The 14,601-nt window shown below is 62.6% G+C and carries 10 protein-coding genes; 5 read left to right on the top strand and 5 right to left on the bottom strand.

Annotation, left to right across the window (positions count from 1 at the left end; all coding sequences use genetic code 11):
- Positions 1–143: 143 nt before the first annotated feature.
- The gene (locus tag ACP15R_RS01825) at positions 144–854 is read left to right on the top strand and encodes an SIMPL domain-containing protein (protein ID WP_424984658.1); all 711 of its coding nucleotides are present in this window, start codon (positions 144–146) and stop codon (positions 852–854) included.
- Between the two features lie 35 nt (positions 855–889).
- Here ACP15R_RS01825 and ACP15R_RS01820 read toward each other — a convergent pair whose 3' ends face one another.
- From ACP15R_RS01820 to ACP15R_RS01810, 3 genes are all read right to left on the bottom strand, one after another.
- Positions 890–2,182, bottom strand: coding sequence for an O-acetylhomoserine aminocarboxypropyltransferase/cysteine synthase family protein (locus ACP15R_RS01820; RefSeq protein ID WP_424984657.1), 1,293 nt, complete (start codon positions 2,180–2,182; stop codon positions 890–892).
- 204 nt (positions 2,183–2,386) lie between these two features.
- Positions 2,387–5,992: a hypothetical protein gene (locus ACP15R_RS01815; RefSeq protein ID WP_424984656.1), complete on the bottom strand. Its 3,606-nt coding sequence runs from the start codon at positions 5,990–5,992 to the stop codon at positions 2,387–2,389.
- 798 nt (positions 5,993–6,790) lie between these two features.
- Positions 6,791–7,369: a cupin domain-containing protein gene (locus tag ACP15R_RS01810; RefSeq protein ID WP_424984655.1), complete on the bottom strand. Its 579-nt coding sequence runs from the start codon at positions 7,367–7,369 to the stop codon at positions 6,791–6,793.
- Positions 7,370–7,564: 195 nt separating this feature from the next.
- Here ACP15R_RS01810 and gabT point away from each other — a divergent pair, with 195 nt between their 5' ends.
- The 4 genes from gabT to ACP15R_RS01790 all read left to right on the top strand — a co-directional run bounded on the left by gabT (position 7,565) and on the right by ACP15R_RS01790 (position 12,625).
- Complete coding sequence (gene gabT, locus ACP15R_RS01805; RefSeq protein WP_424984654.1) at positions 7,565–8,986, top strand: 4-aminobutyrate--2-oxoglutarate transaminase; 1,422 nt, start codon at positions 7,565–7,567, stop codon at positions 8,984–8,986.
- Positions 8,987–9,113: 127 nt separating this feature from the next.
- The gene (locus tag ACP15R_RS01800; protein WP_424984653.1) at positions 9,114–10,433 is read left to right on the top strand and encodes an aspartate aminotransferase family protein; all 1,320 of its coding nucleotides are present in this window, start codon (positions 9,114–9,116) and stop codon (positions 10,431–10,433) included.
- A gap of 19 nt (positions 10,434–10,452) precedes the next feature.
- On the top strand, positions 10,453–12,054 hold the full coding sequence (locus ACP15R_RS01795) for an FMN-binding glutamate synthase family protein (RefSeq protein ID WP_424984652.1): 1,602 nt from the start codon (positions 10,453–10,455) through the stop codon (positions 12,052–12,054).
- Complete coding sequence (locus tag ACP15R_RS01790; protein ID WP_424984651.1) at positions 12,047–12,625, top strand: carboxymuconolactone decarboxylase family protein; 579 nt, start codon at positions 12,047–12,049, stop codon at positions 12,623–12,625. Before ACP15R_RS01795 ends, ACP15R_RS01790 begins: the two co-directional genes overlap by 8 nt.
- A gap of 35 nt (positions 12,626–12,660) precedes the next feature.
- On the opposite strand, the gene ACP15R_RS01785 is transcribed toward ACP15R_RS01790, so the two are convergent.
- Both ACP15R_RS01785 and ACP15R_RS01780 read right to left on the bottom strand, forming a co-directional pair.
- Positions 12,661–13,626: an ABC transporter ATP-binding protein gene (locus ACP15R_RS01785; protein WP_424984650.1), complete on the bottom strand. Its 966-nt coding sequence runs from the start codon at positions 13,624–13,626 to the stop codon at positions 12,661–12,663.
- Positions 13,623–14,600 carry an ABC transporter ATP-binding protein gene (locus ACP15R_RS01780; protein WP_424984649.1) on the bottom strand — a complete coding sequence of 326 codons (978 nt, stop codon included), beginning with the start codon at positions 14,598–14,600 and terminating at the stop codon, positions 13,623–13,625. The genes ACP15R_RS01785 and ACP15R_RS01780 overlap by 4 nt, the downstream gene beginning before the upstream one ends.
- Position 14,601: the final 1 nt, after the last annotated feature.

Genomic DNA, 14,601 nt, shown 5'->3' with positions numbered 1-14,601 from the left:
AGATGTGGTGCAGCCGGTCGCTTACAACAATGTCAGGCCGCACTCTTCGCTGGGGAACAGAACGCCAAAGGTAAAGCCAGACGGCCCCTTGAACCGGCGGCGGGTAGATGCCCATGTGATTACCAGCGATAATGGAGGAGCCCATGACAGGACAGAAGACAGGTTTACTGGCGCTTACGCTGGTGATTGCAACCGCATTCGCCGTACCGCTATCCGCGCAGGAGCAACCGCGCCAGATCATCGTGACCGGCGAGGGCGAGGTTGCGGCCACGCCCGACATGGCGACGATCACGCTGGGTGTCACGAACGAAGCGCGCGAGGCCAAGGAGGCGATGGCGGCGACCTCGGCGGCGGTGGCTCAGGTGCTCGAACGGCTGGGCGCTGCGGGTGTCGCGCAAAAGGATGTGCAGACACAGCGCCTGTCGTTGAACCCGGTCTGGTCCGGGCGCGGCACGTCCGGAACCTATGAGTCAAAGATCACCGGGTTCTCCGCCAGTAACACGGTGATGATGCGGGTGCGCGACCTGGAGGGGCTTGGCACGACTCTGGATGCGGTGATCTCGGCAGGTGCCAATGAGTTCAACGGTTTGCAGTTTGACGTTCAGGAACCGCGCCCGTTGCAGGACGCGGCGCGTCGGGCGGCGGTCAAGGATGCGCTGGCCAAGGCGCAGCTGCTGGCGGACGCGGCCGGGGTGACGCTTGGGCCGATCACTTCGATCACCGAGCAGGGCGGCGGTGGGCCGCGCCCGATGATGATGCAGCGCGCCGCCATGGCCGAGGCTTCGGTGCCGGTCGCCGCCGGAGAGCTCAGCCTGTCCGCGTCGGTGTCGGTGGTTTTTGCCATCGCGGACTAGCGAGGGCGGGGCCGCACCGGGCGGCCCCGTTCAACTTAGCTGGCTGCCTTGGACAGGGCCTGGTCAAGATCGGCGATCAGGTCGTCGGCATCCTCGATGCCGATCGAGATGCGCACCACATTGGCCTGCGCGCCCGCGGCTTCCTGCTGTTGGGGTGTCAGCTGCCGGTGGGTGGTGCTGGCCGAATGGATGACCAGCGAGCGCGTGTCGCCCAGGTTGGCGACATGGCTGAAGATTTCCAGCGCATCCACCAGCTTGATACAGGCGTCATAGCCGCCCTTGACCGCAAAGGTGAACAAGCCGCCCGCGCCCTTGGGGCAGATGGTCTTGACCCGATCGTAATAAGGCGAGGATTCCAGCCCCGCATAGGTCACGTATTCCACGCGCGGATCATCCTCGAGCCACTTGGCGACCTTCTTGGCATTTTCCACATGGCGCTCCATGCGCAGGCTGAGGGTTTCGATCCCCATCAGCGTGTAATGCGCCGCCTGCGGGTTCATCGTCATGCCCAGGTCACGCAGGCCGATGGCGATCCCGTGGAAAGTATAGGCCAGCGGACCAAAGGTTTCGTGGAACTTGAGCCCGTGATAGGCGGGTTCCGGTTGGCTGAGCGAGGGGAATTTGTCATTCGCGGACCAGTCGAACTTGCCCGAATCCACGATACAGCCGCCGGTGACGGTGCCGTTGCCGGTCAGGTATTTGGTGGTCGAATGCACGACCAGCGTCGCGCCATGTTCGATGGGCCGGCACAGATAGGGGGTGGCGCTGGTGTTGTCGACAACAAGCGGGATGCCCGCGTCATCGGAAATCGCCGAAATCGCGTCCAGATCGGTGATGTATCCGCCGGGGTTGGCAACGGATTCGCAGAACACCGCGCGGGTATTGTCATCGATCGCCGCCTTGACCGCGTCGAGATCGTCGAAATCGACAAAGGTGGCGGACCATCCGAAACGCTTGATGGTGTTGCTGAACTGGGTGACGGTGCCGCCATAGAGCCGGGTCGAGGCGACGATGTTGCAGCCGGGCTGCATCAGCGGGAACAGCGCCATGATCTGGGCCGCGTGACCGGACGAACAGCATACCGCGCCGACGCCGCCTTCCAGGGTTGCGATACGTTCTTGCAGCACCGCGACCGTGGGGTTGGTCAGGCGGGAATAGATATAGCCGACCTCTTGCAGGTTGAACAATGCCGCGGCGTGTTCGGCATCGCGAAACACATAGGCGGTGGTCTGGTAGATCGGCGTCTGACGCGCGCCAGTGGCGGGATCCGGGCGCGCGCCGGCGTGGATCTGAAGCGTGTCAAAGCCGTAGGTGGGGCCGTCGGTCATGGTGTTCTCCGTGGTGATCGTTGCTCAAAGACCTATGCCATCGCTTCGGGCATGACAACTCTCGCCTGTGGGCGGCGCGGGCGTCGCTCCACGGGGATGGCGGTTGCAATCACACGGACAGTGGCCGCTCGCCCGACGGCATCGGTTGCAAGCCAAACGCCCGCCACCGGTCGGGTGGCGGGCGTTCGGGTTTTCTAGGCGGGATCAGACGCCAGCGTCGAGATCATCGGCGTCGAGGCCACCGGCCAGATCGGCACCAAAGGCGTCATCCGAACCATCGGCATAGCTGCCAGAGCCGGCATCGACCGCACAGGCATCGGTTCCGCAGGCATCGGCCTCGTCGGCACCACCATCGGCACCACAGGCATAGCCGCCACAGGAACCATCGGGGGCAGCGGTAGAGAATACTGGAAGGGTTCCCCCATCACCCTCATTGCCCTCGTCGCCCTCGTCGCCTTCGTTGTCCTCGTTGCCTTCGTCGTTCTCGTCACCCTCATCGCCTTCGTTGCCCTCGTTACCCTCGTTGTTCTCGTCGCCTTCGTCGCCTTCGTTGGCTTCGTCGCCTTCGTTGTTTTCATTGCCTTCGTCGTTCTCGTCGCCTTCGTTATCCTCGTTGCCTTCGTTGAATTCATCGCCTTCGTCGCCTTCGTCGCCTTCACCGCCGCTGTCAGGCTCGCCTTCGTCGCCTTCGTTGCCCTCGTCACCTTCGTCGTTGTTGTTGTCTTCGTTGCCTTCGTCGCCTTCATTGCCTTCGTTGTGTTCGTCGCCTTCGTTGCCCTCGTTGCTTTCGTTGCCCTCGTCGCCTTCGTCGCCCTCGTCGTTCTCGTCGCCTTCGTCGATCTCGTCGCCTTCATTGCCTTCGTCGTGTTCGTCACCTTCGTTGTCCTCGTTGCCTTCGATGCCTTCGTTGCCCTCGTCGCCTTCGTCGCCTTCGTTGTTCTCGTTGCCTTCATTGCCTTCGTCGCCCATGTCGCCGGCTACGAATTCATCGCCTTCATTGCCCTCGTCGCCTTCGTCATTCTCGTTGTCTTCGTTGCCCTCGTTGTTTTCGTTTCCTTCGTCGCCCTCGTCGCCTTCGTTGTCTTCGTCGGCCTCATCGCCTTCGTTGCCCTCGTCACCCTCGTCGGCTTCGTTGTCCTCGTCGGTCTCGTTGCCTTCGTCGCCCTCGTCGCCTTCGTCATTCTCGTTGTGCTCGTCGCCTTCGTTGGCTTCGTCACCTTCGTCACCTTCGTCGCCTTCGCTGCCTTCGTTGCCTTCGTTGCCCTCGTCGCCTTCGTCGCCCTCGTCGCCTTCGTTGTCCTCGTTGTTCTCGTCGCCCTCGTTGCCTTCGTCGCCCTCGTTGTTCTCGCCGCTTTCGTCGCCTTCGTTGCCTTCGTTGTCCTCGTTGCCTTCGTTGCCCTCGTTGCCTTCATTGCCTTCGTTGTCTTCATTGGCCTCCTGGGTAAAGGCGGCGTCGTCTTCGTCACCCTCGTTGGCCTCGTCGCCCTCGTCGCCTTCGTCTCCTTCCGTACCTTCGTTGCCCTCGTTGCCTTCGTTGCCCTCGTCGTTTTCGTTGCCCTCGTCGGCCTCGTCGCCTTCGTCGTGTTCGTCGCCTTCGTTGTCTTCGTCGTCCTCGTTGCCTTCGTCGTTTTCGTTGCCCTCGTCGTCTTCGTCGCCCTCTACGCCCTCGTTGCCTTCATTGCCTTCGTCGTGTTCGTCATTCTCGTTGTTTTCGTCGCCTTCATCGCCGCCATCGCCCGGCGTGAATTCGTTGTTTTCGTTGCCTTCATCGCCCTCGTCGCCCTCGTCGTCTTCGTTGGCCTCGTCACCTTCGTTGAACTCGTCGCCCTCGTCGCCTTCGTCGTCCTCGTTGCCTTCGTTGCTTTCGTTGCCTTCGTCGTTTTCGTCGCCTTCGTTGTCCTCGTCGGACTCGTTGTTCTCGTCGCCTTCGTCGCCTTCGTTGTCTTCGTTGTCCTCGTCGCCCTCGTCTGACTCGTTGCCCTCGTCATGCTGGTGGTCGAGGGTCGACTGCACATCGCCTTCCTCGCTGCCTTCGTCGCCTTCATTGCCTTCGTTGTTCTCGTTGCCTTCGTCGTTCTCGTCCTGCTCGTTGTCCTCGTTGCCTTCGTTGCCTTCATTGCCCTCGTCGGTTTCGTCGCCTTCGTTATCCTCGTTGGCTTCGTTGCCCTCGTTGCCTTCGTCGCCCTCGTCGCCCTCGTTGTCTTCGTCTATCTCGTCGCCTTCATCGCTCTCGTCATGTTCGTCGCCTTCGTCGTCTTCATTGGCCTCGTCGCCTTCGTCTCCCTCGTCGCCTTCGTCATATTCGTTGTGTTCGTCGTTCTCGTCCTGGAACTCGTTGCCCTCGTCGTCTTCGTCGAACTCGTCGCCTTCATCGCCCTCGTTGCCTTCGTCGAGTTCGTTGCCTTCGTCACCCTCGTCGTTTTCATCGCCTTCGTTGTTCTCGTTGCCTTCATCGCCGTCGTCGTCCGGCGTGTCTTCATTGCCCTCGTTGCCCTCGTCCTGGCCGGGGTCTATCCCCTCGTTGCCTTCGTCCCCCTCGTTGTGCTCATTGCCTTCGTCGACGCCGTCTTCGTTGCCTTCATCGCCCTCGTCATCCTCGTTGCCCTCGTTGCCTTCATCGAGCCCGGCCTCGTTGCCTTCGTTATTCTCATTGCCCTCGTTGCCTTCGTTGCCTTCGTCCTGACCGGCACCGATGCCTTCGTCACCCTCGTTGCCCTCGTTGCCTTCGTTGCCCTCGTCATCCGGGCTGCCGTCTTCGTTGCCCTCGTTGCCTTCATCCTGTCCGGCTTCGTTGCCTTCATCGCCTTCGTTGCCTTCGTTGCCCTCGTTGCCCTCGTCCTGACCGGCGCCGATACCCTCGTCACCCTCGTTGCCTTCGTTCCCCTCGTTGCCTTCGTCCAGGCCCGCTTCGTTGCCTTCGTCGTTCTCGTTGCCCTCGTTCCCCTCGTTGCCTTCGTCTAGGCCGGCTTCATTGCCTTCGTCATCTTCGTTGCCTTCGTTGTCTTCGTTGCCCTCGTCATCAGGGGTGATTTCGTTGCCTTCGTCGCCCTGGTCGTTGCCCTCGTCGCCTTCGTTGCTCTCATTTCCCTCGTCGCCTTCGTTGTTCTCATCGTTTTCGTCGCCCTCGTTGTCCTCGTTGCCCTCATTTCCCTCGTCGTGGATTTCGTTGCCTTCGTCGGCTTCATCGCCTTCGTCGCCTTCGTTGAATTCGTTGCCCTCGTTGTCTTCGTTGGCTTCGTCGCCCTCGTTGCCTTCGTCACCTTCGTCGTTCTCGTTATCCTCGTTGGCTTCGTCGCCCTCGTTGCCCTCGTCGCCCTCGTCATTCTCGTTGTCTTCGTTGCCTTCGTCACCTTCGTCGGCCTCGTCGCCTTCGTCGCCTTCCACGTCCTCGTTGCCCTCATCGCCCTCGTTGCCCTCGTCGCCTTCCGAGTTCAGGCCCGTTTCATCGCCCTCATCCCCTTCGTTGTCCTCGTTGTTCTCGTCGCCCTCGTTGCCTTCATTGCCCTCGTCGCCTTCGTTGTTCTCGTCGCCTTCGTCGCCCTCGTCGAATTCGTCGCCCTCATTGCCTTCGTCGTCTTCGTCGAGCTCGTTGCCCTCGTCGTTTTCGTCGCCTTCGTCGTCTTCGTTGCCTTCGTTGGTCTCGTCGCCCTCGTCGCCGTCATCGGCATCATGGGCCGGATCGGGCGCGGGCATGCCGCCACGGATGCGCTGCGCCTGGATCGGGTCAATCTGCTGGATGTCGCTGTCGCGGTCATCACCGGGCAGGCAGATGTCGGTCGCAGTGGCACGCAAAAAGGCAAGAATGGTCATGATGTCGGTCTCCAAAATAACAAGGTCATGCACCGTCCCGTCACGGGAGGGCGTTCAGATACGGCTGAGGGCAGTCTCGTTGCTGCTTGGAACCGTGAAAAACAGGGGGACGGGCCGGGTCGACTGACCGTCGGTCCAAAGGGCACGGGAACGGGGCCGGGGCGGTTCCGTGCGGGTGGGGGCGACGCGCGGGGCTGCACCAGGGCAGGGTGCCACGGTTGTCGCAAAGATCGGCCGCAGGGCAAGAAGCCCAACGGCAATATCAGCATTTCCAGGGGGGCAGGTTGATTTCAATGGTGAAACAAGCCGTACCAATGGTGCTCGCGCTGCGCGCCCCGCCAAGGTCATTCCGTCTATCACCGCGAAACCCGATACCACTAAACTGACGCCTCCCGAGCGTTCAGAAATGCAAGGCCGGTTGAAATCGTCGCAAAGGCTGCGACCCCGGCGGTTCTCAAATCGTGGCCGGTTCAATGACGCCGCGTTGCGATGTCTCCGGCTGGAAAAGGCCGGCACCTGTGTGAATGCCGACGGGTCGTCTGTCCGCCGGTCCAATTGCGACAAGAGATGCCGCGCGCGGACTTTGGCAGATGAACAAAAGGTTAACCGTCGCTCCCCGTGCTTTCAAGAAAAAGCGGGTGGCCAAAGGCGCGTGATGCCAGGTCTCGGCGGTTGGGGGAGGCGGGGTTGCGCGATTCTCGGCAGGGAGCCGGACTGTGACAGATGCCTGGATCGGGTGTGCCCCGGTTGCGCTGCGCGCCGGATCGCGCGCGGCGATGGCATCCGGGCGGCGGGATATCAGAATGTGGGCGGGGTGCAGGCGCTGATGATCACGCAGTCCTTTTCACCGATATTGCGGAACCGGTGCGGCAGGCGGCTGTCAAAGAGGTAACCATCCCAAGGGTTTAGCACGCGAATCTGGTCGTCCACGGTGATTTCGACGACACCTGCGACGACAATCCCCGCCTCTTCCCCATCGTGGCTCAGAAGGTCGGGGCCAGTATCCGCGCCCGGCGGATAGACTTCGTGCAGCATTTGCAGGGCGTGGCGCGATGCATCGCCGACCTGGCGCAGGGACACCCGCGCCGCAGCCGAACCAAGCCCCATATCCTGCGGCGACAATTCGATCAATTCGTCGGCATTGTAGAAGTATTTCGGCGAATCGTTGGTTTCGAACTCGGAGAAGAATTCCGACATCGTCATCGGGATCGCATCCAGCAGCCGTTTGAGAGAGGCAACCGAGGGGCTGCTCTTGTTCTGCTCGATGAGGGAAATCGCACCGTTGGTCAGCCCGGCGCGCCCGGCAAGATCCCGCTGAGTCAGGCCGCGTGTCTCCCGCACGGACTTGAGTTTGCCGCCAATATCCACGGGTTTCACCTCTTGCTGATCTCTTTGATTGAAATATTAACCCTTGGGGCGTTCTCGCGTCAATCATCTTGTGGTCTGATAACAAACAGTAAATTCAGGTTGTTTAAAAAATGGGCAATGCGCTGTGGAAAGGCTTGCCTCGGTTTGAGAATAATATTAAGCACGAAATGATGATTTTGATCAGCCGTTCAGATGGAGAGCGAGATGACCACTGCAACCAAGGCAGAGACCAAGAAGCCGGCCGCGTCCAAGACCCGCACGCGTCGTAGCACAACCAAGACCGCCGCAACCAAGACCAGCACGGCCAAGACGACCACCGCCAAGGCCAAGGTCGCCGCTGCAAGCAACGCGGCGCTGCTCCAGCGGCGGGAAGCCGCGGTGGCCCGTGGGGTCGCGTCGGCGGCTCCGGTCTTTGCCGCCCGCGCCGAGAATTCCGAGCTCTGGGATGTGGAAGGCAACCGCTTCATCGATTTTGCCGGCGGTATCGCGGTTCTGAACACCGGCCACCGTCACCCCAAGGTGATCGAAGCGGCCAAGGCCCAGGAAGACCTCTATACCCACACCAGCTTTCAAGTGGTGCAGTATGAACCCTATGTGGCGCTGGCCGAAAAGCTGAACGCGCTGGCCCCGGGTGATTTCGCCAAGAAATCGCTGCTTGTGACCACCGGCGCGGAAGCGGTTGAAAACGCTGTCAAGATCGCCCGTGCCGCCACCGGCCGCCCCGGCGTGATCGCGTTTTCGGGCGGATATCACGGGCGCACCAACCTGACGCTGGGCATGACCGGCAAGGTCAACCCCTACAAGAAGGACTTTGGCCCGTTCCCGACCGACATCTTCCGCGCGCCGTTCCCGGATGCCCGCAACGGTGTCACCGTGGATGACGCGCTCAAGGCGTTGCAAACCCTGTTCCTTACGGATGCCGATCCGTCGCGGGTTGCCGCGATCATCCTCGAGCCGGTGCTGGGCGAGGGCGGCTATCACCCGGTTCCCGTCGAAATGTGGCAAGCCCTGCGCGCGATCTGTGACCAGCATGGCATCCTGCTCATCGCGGACGAGATCCAGTCGGGCTTTGGCCGCACCGGCAAATGGTTCGCGATCGAGCACAGCGGCGTTGCGCCCGACCTGATCACCGTCGCCAAGTCGATGGCCGGTGGCTATCCGATTGCCGGGGTGGTTGGCCGCGCCGAGGTCATGGACGCCGCTGCGCCCGGCGGTCTGGGCGGCACCTATGGCGGCAACCCGGTGGCCTGCGCCGCGGCGCTGGCGGCGATCGAGGCCATCGAGGCCGAAGGTCTGCTGGGCCGGTCCATCGCGCTTGGCGAGACCTTCCGCGCCCGCTTTGCCGAGATCGGGGCGCGCACGGCCCCCTACCGGATGTGGGACATTCGCGGTCTCGGCGGCATGCTCGCGGTCGAGTTCGTCACCGATTTCGAAACCGCCGCGCCGGACGCGGCCCTGACCAAATCGGTCATCGCCCATGCCCTGAAACGCGGACTGATCCTGCTGGCCTGCGGCATGCATGGCAACGCGCTGCGCATCATGGTGCCGCTGACCGCGTCGGACGCGATCATCGAGGAAGGTCTCGCGATCTTTGAAGCCGCGCTTGCGGATGCGATGGCCGAATAGGCACAAGGCGCTCCGCCACGCAGAAGTGATATTGCATGGCGGGCGACAGACGATAGGCTGACACGATCAGGCCGGATCCCTTGCCGGGGTCCGGCCTGACTCGCTTGAGGACAAATTGGAACGACCAATGTCACATGTATTTCCCCGCCATTCGAAACTGAATCCCCCGACCGCGGTTGCGGGCGACGGGTGTTACCTGATCGACAGCAACGGAAAACGCTATCTGGATGGCTCGGGCGGGGCGGCGGTATCCTGCCTTGGTCACAGCGACGCCGAGGTCACCGCGGCAATCAAGGCACAGCTCGACAAGCTGGCCTTTGCCCATACCGGGTTCTTCACGTCGGAACCGGCGGAAACGCTCGCGGATCTGTTGATCGACCACGCCCCCGGCGATCTTGACCGGGTGTATTTCGTGTCGGGAGGGTCCGAGGCCACGGAATCCGCGATCAAGCTGGCGCGGCAATATTGGGTCGAAAAGGGCGAACCACAGCGGGGACGGCTGATCGCGCGCAAGCAAAGCTATCACGGCAATACCATCGGCGCGCTGTCGGCGGGCGGCAATGAATGGCGCCGGGCCCAGTTTGGTCCGTTGCTGCTGGATGTGAGCCATATCGACGCCTGCTATGACTACCGTCTGCGTCACGAGGACGAGAGCGCCGAGGAGTACGGCCTGCGCGCCGCCAACGCGCTTGAGGACGAGTTGCTGCGGGTCGGCCCCGAGACGGTCATGGCGTTCATGGCGGAACCGGTGGTCGGTGCGACCGCCGGGGCGCTGGCCCCCGCGCCGGGATATTTCCGCCGTATCCGCGAGATTTGCGACAAGTATGGCGTGTTGTTGATCCTGGACGAGGTGATGTGCGGCATGGGCCGGACCGGCACGCTCTTTGCCTGCGAACAGGATGGCGTTGCGCCGGATATTGCCTGTATCGCCAAGGGGTTGGGCGCGGGCTATCAGCCGATCGGCGCAATGCTCTGTACTTCCGGTGTTTATGACACCATCGCAGATGGTAGCGGCTTTTTCCAACACGGCCACACCTATATCGGCCACCCGGCCGCCGCGGCGGGGGGGCTCGCCGTGGTGTCGGCGATCCTGAACCGGGGATTGTTGCCACGGGTTCGCGAACAGGGTGACAAGCTGCACCAGCGGCTTGTGGAGCGGTTCGGCCAGCATCCCCATGTGGGCGATCTGCGCGGGCGCGGGTTGTTCCGGGGCATCGAGCTTGTTGAAAACCGCGACACCAAGGAACCCTTCGATCCGTCGCGCGGCATCGCGGGCAAGATCAAGAAGGCCGGGTTCGAGGCCGGGCTGGTCTTTTATCCCATGTCGGGCACGATTGACGGCAAGCGGGGCGATCACATCCTGCTCGCGCCGCCCTTCATAATCAGCGACGATCAGCTCGACGAACTGACCGACAAGGTCGAAACAGCAATTTCCGCGGTCATCTGACCCGAGACGGAGAAGATCAATGAGGTTTCTGGTTTTTGCGGGCGTGGCGGCGCTGTCGGTGCTGTCGCTGATCGGCGTGGCCTATAGCTGGTGGTTCCTGCTGCCTTTCGTGTTGTTTGCCTATCTGAGCGGGATTGGCGTGTATGACGTGGTGCAGAACCGCCACTCGATCCTGCGCAACTATCCGGTGATCGGGCATATGCGTTTTCTGTTCGAGGGCATCCGCCCGGAGATCCGCCAGTACCTGATCGAAAGCGACCAGGACGAAGAGCCGTTTTCCCGCGACAAGCGTTCGATCATCTATCAACGCGCCAAGGGGGTCGAGGACAAGCGGCCATTCGGCACCCGCGCGCGGGTCTATGACTCGGGCTATGAATGGATCACCCATTCGGTGGTGCCCTTGCATATCGAGGATACCGATTTCCGTGTTCACATCGGTGGCGAGCATTGCACGAAACCCTATGACGCCTCGATCTACAACATTTCGGCGATGAGCTTTGGCGCGCTGTCGGCCAATGCGATCATGGCCCTGAATACCGGCGCGAAAAAGGGCGGTTTTGCCCATGACACCGGCGAGGGCGGGATCAGCCGGTATCACAAGCAGGGCGGCGGCGACCTGATCTATGAAATCGGCTCGGGATATTTTGGCTGCCGGACACCGGATGGCCGGTTCGATGTTGCCAGGTACCGCGACCAGGCGGCCAATCCGCAGGTCAAGATGATCGAACTCAAGCTGAGCCAGGGGGCCAAACCGGGGCATGGCGGCATGTTGCCTGCCTCGAAAATCTCGGAAGAAATCGCCGAGGCGCGTGGCATTCCCATGGGGCAGGATTGCGTTTCACCGGCGGCGCATCCCGAGTTTTCGACACCGATCGAGATGATGGAATTCATCGCGACGCTGCGGCAAAACGGCGATGGCAAACCGGTGGGCTTCAAGCTCTGTATCGGGCATCGGCGCGAATTCATGTGTATCGTCAAGGCGATGCTGGAAACCGGTGTGGTGCCCGATTTCATCGTCGTGGATGGCAAGGAGGGCGGCACCGGTGCAGCTCCGCTCGAGTTTGCCAATCACATGGGGATGCCGCTGGTCGAGGGGCTGACCTTTGCCCATAACACGCTGCGCGGCGTCGGCCTGCGGGACAAGCTCAAGATCGGAGCGTCGGGCAAGGTGGTCACCGCCTTTGACATGGCCAAGGTGCTGGCGCTCGGGGCGGATTGGGCAAATTCGGCACGCGGGTTCATGTTCGCGGTGGGCTGCATCCAGGCACAGGCCTGTCACACCAACCATTGCCCGGTCGGCGTGGCGACACAGGACCCGCTGCGCCAGCGGGCGCTTGACGTGACCCGCAAATCCGAGCGCGTTTTCCGGTTTCACCAGAACACGCTCAAGGCGTTGGGCGAGATGACCGGGGCGGCGGGGCTCGATCATCCGGGCAAGTTCCTGCCGCATCACCTGCTGACCCGCGAATCCGACCGCGACATGGTGACCGGACAAGAGGTCTATCCCTATCTGCCCGAGGGCTTTCTGCTGCGCGAGGAAGAGGACGAGTTCGGCTATCTGCTGCGCTGGAACCGGGCGCGGGCGGACAAGTTCCAGCCGGTGGATACCTCTTATGTCTGAGGCAGGGCAGGGCGACCCCGGCGCGTTGCAGTGCGCGCCGCTGTCAGACGCGGACTGGCCCGATCCGATTGACGACATGAAACACGGATTTGCCGGCGGGCTGAACGTGTACCGCACGATGGCGCATCACCCGGCGCTGCTGCGCGCCTGGTCCGATCTGCGCGAACATGTGGTCAACCGGACCGCGCTTGGGCCGCAATTGTCCGAGGTGGTGATCCTGCGCACCGGCGTCCGGCTTGGCTCGGATTATGAATGGAACCAGCACGTGGTTCGCGCCCGCGGCCGGGGGCTTGACGATGCGCGCATCGCCACGCTGCGCGGCGCGGTTTCCGACATGGCCCCGACCGATGGTCTCCTGGCGCGGGCGGTGGATGAACTCTTTGACAATGGCGGGCTCGGCGTGGCGACCCGTGACGCGCTCGGCCAGGCAATCGGGCGCGACGCCGTCTTTGACCTGATGGCAACGGTGGGGTTCTATTCCACGCTGGGATTCATTCTGAATACGTTTGAAACGCCGCTGGATGAGGACATCCGGGCCGATCTTGAGCAAGCCCCTTTTGCGGGCACCTGAGACAGCACCTCTTGCGGGTGTGGCGGGGCGGCGTATCAGCCGTCCCCGTCCAGCGGGAAATGACAGGCCGCCGCGTGATCGTCACCCGCGAGCGGCGGGCGCTCGGTGCGGCAAACCTCCTGAACCTTCCAGCAGCGCGGCGCAAACGGACAACCGGGCAGGTTCGCCATCGGCGAGGGCAGCTCTCCGGTCAGCTTGATCCGGTCCTTGTTGGCCCCCGGTTCGGCGCGCGGCGTCGCCGAGAGCAGCGCCTTGGTATAGGGATGCCTGGGGGCCGCGAACACCGCCTCTTTCGGTCCGGTTTCAACCGCTTGCCCCAGATACATCACGATGATGTCGTCACAGACATGGCGTACCACGCTCAGGTCATGGCTGATGAACAGGTAGGCAAGGTTCATCCGCTCTTGCAGATCGACCAGCAGGTTCAGAACCGCGCTCTGGATCGACACGTCCAGCGCCGAAACCGGTTCGTCCAGCACCAGCACCTTTGGGTCCAGCATCAGCGCGCGGGCAATCGCGATGCGTTGCCGCTGTCCGCCCGAGAACATGTGCGGGTAGCGGTCGAAATGCTCGGGGCGCAGCCCGACCAGCCCGATCATCTCGCGGGCCCTGGCCTCGCGTTCGGCGGCGGACATGCCGGGGCGGTTGATGACCAGCGGTTCCATCAGGATGGTGCCGATCCGCTGGCGCGGGTTCAGCGATCCATACGGATCCTGAAACACGATCTGCACATCGGTGCGCAGGTCCGGCCAGGACGATTTTACCACCGGCTTGCCATCCAGCGTCAATTCACCTGCCGTGGGTTCCTCGATCATCGTGACCATGCGCGCGAGGGTGGATTTGCCACAGCCGGATTCACCCACCACGGCCAGCGTGCGCCCGGCATAGAGGTTGAAATCGACCCGCTGTACCGCGCGCAGGACCTGCGGTTTGCGGAACATGCCGCCCCCGACTTCATAGTGCCGCGCCAATGCGCTTGCGCTCATCACCGGGGCGTTCATGATGCAATCCTCTCGTCGCCATTCAGCGGATAGTGGCACCGCGCCCGGCCCATCGGGTCCGGTTGGGGCACCGGCGGTTCGGCCTTGCACCTGGCGTCGGCAAACTGGCAGCGCGGCGAGAACAGGCACCCTTTGGGCCGGTCGAATTGCCCCGGCACCACGCCGGGAATGGTCGGCAATCGCTTTTCGGTCGCGCGTTCGGGCAGGGCGCTGAGCAGGGCGGCGGTATAGGGGTGATGCGGCGTGGCAAAGAGCCCGGCGACGGGCTGTTCCTCGATCTTCTGGCCGGCATATTGCACGCTGACCCGTTCGGCGGTTTCGGCCACCACGCCCATGTCATGAGTGATCAGTACCAGCCCCATGCCGGTGTCATTGCGCAGGCTGACCAGCAGGTCGAGGATCTGCGCCTGAATGGTCACGTCCAGCGCGGTGGTCGGTTCATCCGCGATCAGCAGCTTGGGATTGCAGGCGATGGCCATGGCGATCATCACCCGCTGGTTCATGCCGCCCGACATCTGGTGCGGGAACACCGACAGGCGCTTTTCCGGGGCGGGGATGCCGACCTGCTCGAAAAGTTCGATGGCGCGGGCATGGCGCGCCTTGCGGTCAAGCCCGAGGTGAAAGCGCAACGCCTCCTTGATCTGCCAGCCCACCGTGAAACAGGGATTCAGCGACGACATCGGTTCCTGAAAGATCATCGCCAGATCCTTGCCGACGATGCGGCGGCGGGCGCTGGCGCTGATGGTCTTGAGGTCGTGACCGTCAAACATCATTTCATCGGCGCTGATCGTGGCGGTCCAGGGCAAGAGCCCCATCAGGGCCAGCATCGAAACCGACTTGCCCGAACCGGATTCGCCCACGATGGCCAGAACATCGCCGGTGTCGACATCGACATCAACGGAATCCACCGCGCGGAACTTGCCCGAGGAGGTCGAGAAATCGACGCTGAGATTGCGGATGCGCAAAAGGCTCATG

It is taken from the genome of Microbulbifer sp. S227A (genome assembly GCF_049800935.1).
Note: the sequence above shows the minus strand (reverse complement) of the source record. Positions and strands in the feature narration are given on the sequence as shown.

Bases quoted from the DNA above. Each gene is read 5' to 3' on its own strand.
- ACP15R_RS01785 (WP_424984650.1), bottom strand. From the start codon at position 13,626: ATGAACGCCCCGGTGATGAGCGCAAGCGCATTGGCGCGGCACTATGAA.
- ACP15R_RS01795 (WP_424984652.1), top strand. From the start codon at position 10,453: ATGAGGTTTCTGGTTTTTGCGGGCGTGGCGGCGCTGTCGGTGCTGTCG.
- ACP15R_RS01815 (WP_424984656.1), bottom strand. From the start codon at position 5,992: ATGACCATTCTTGCCTTTTTGCGTGCCACTGCGACCGACATCTGCCTG.
- ACP15R_RS01790 (WP_424984651.1), top strand. From the start codon at position 12,047: ATGTCTGAGGCAGGGCAGGGCGACCCCGGCGCGTTGCAGTGCGCGCCG.
- gabT (WP_424984654.1), top strand. From the start codon at position 7,565: ATGACCACTGCAACCAAGGCAGAGACCAAGAAGCCGGCCGCGTCCAAG.
- ACP15R_RS01780 (WP_424984649.1), bottom strand. From the start codon at position 14,600: ATGAGCCTTTTGCGCATCCGCAATCTCAGCGTCGATTTCTCGACCTCC.
- ACP15R_RS01825 (WP_424984658.1), top strand. From the start codon at position 144: ATGACAGGACAGAAGACAGGTTTACTGGCGCTTACGCTGGTGATTGCA.
- ACP15R_RS01820 (WP_424984657.1), bottom strand. From the start codon at position 2,182: ATGACCGACGGCCCCACCTACGGCTTTGACACGCTTCAGATCCACGCC.
- ACP15R_RS01800 (WP_424984653.1), top strand. From the start codon at position 9,114: ATGTCACATGTATTTCCCCGCCATTCGAAACTGAATCCCCCGACCGCG.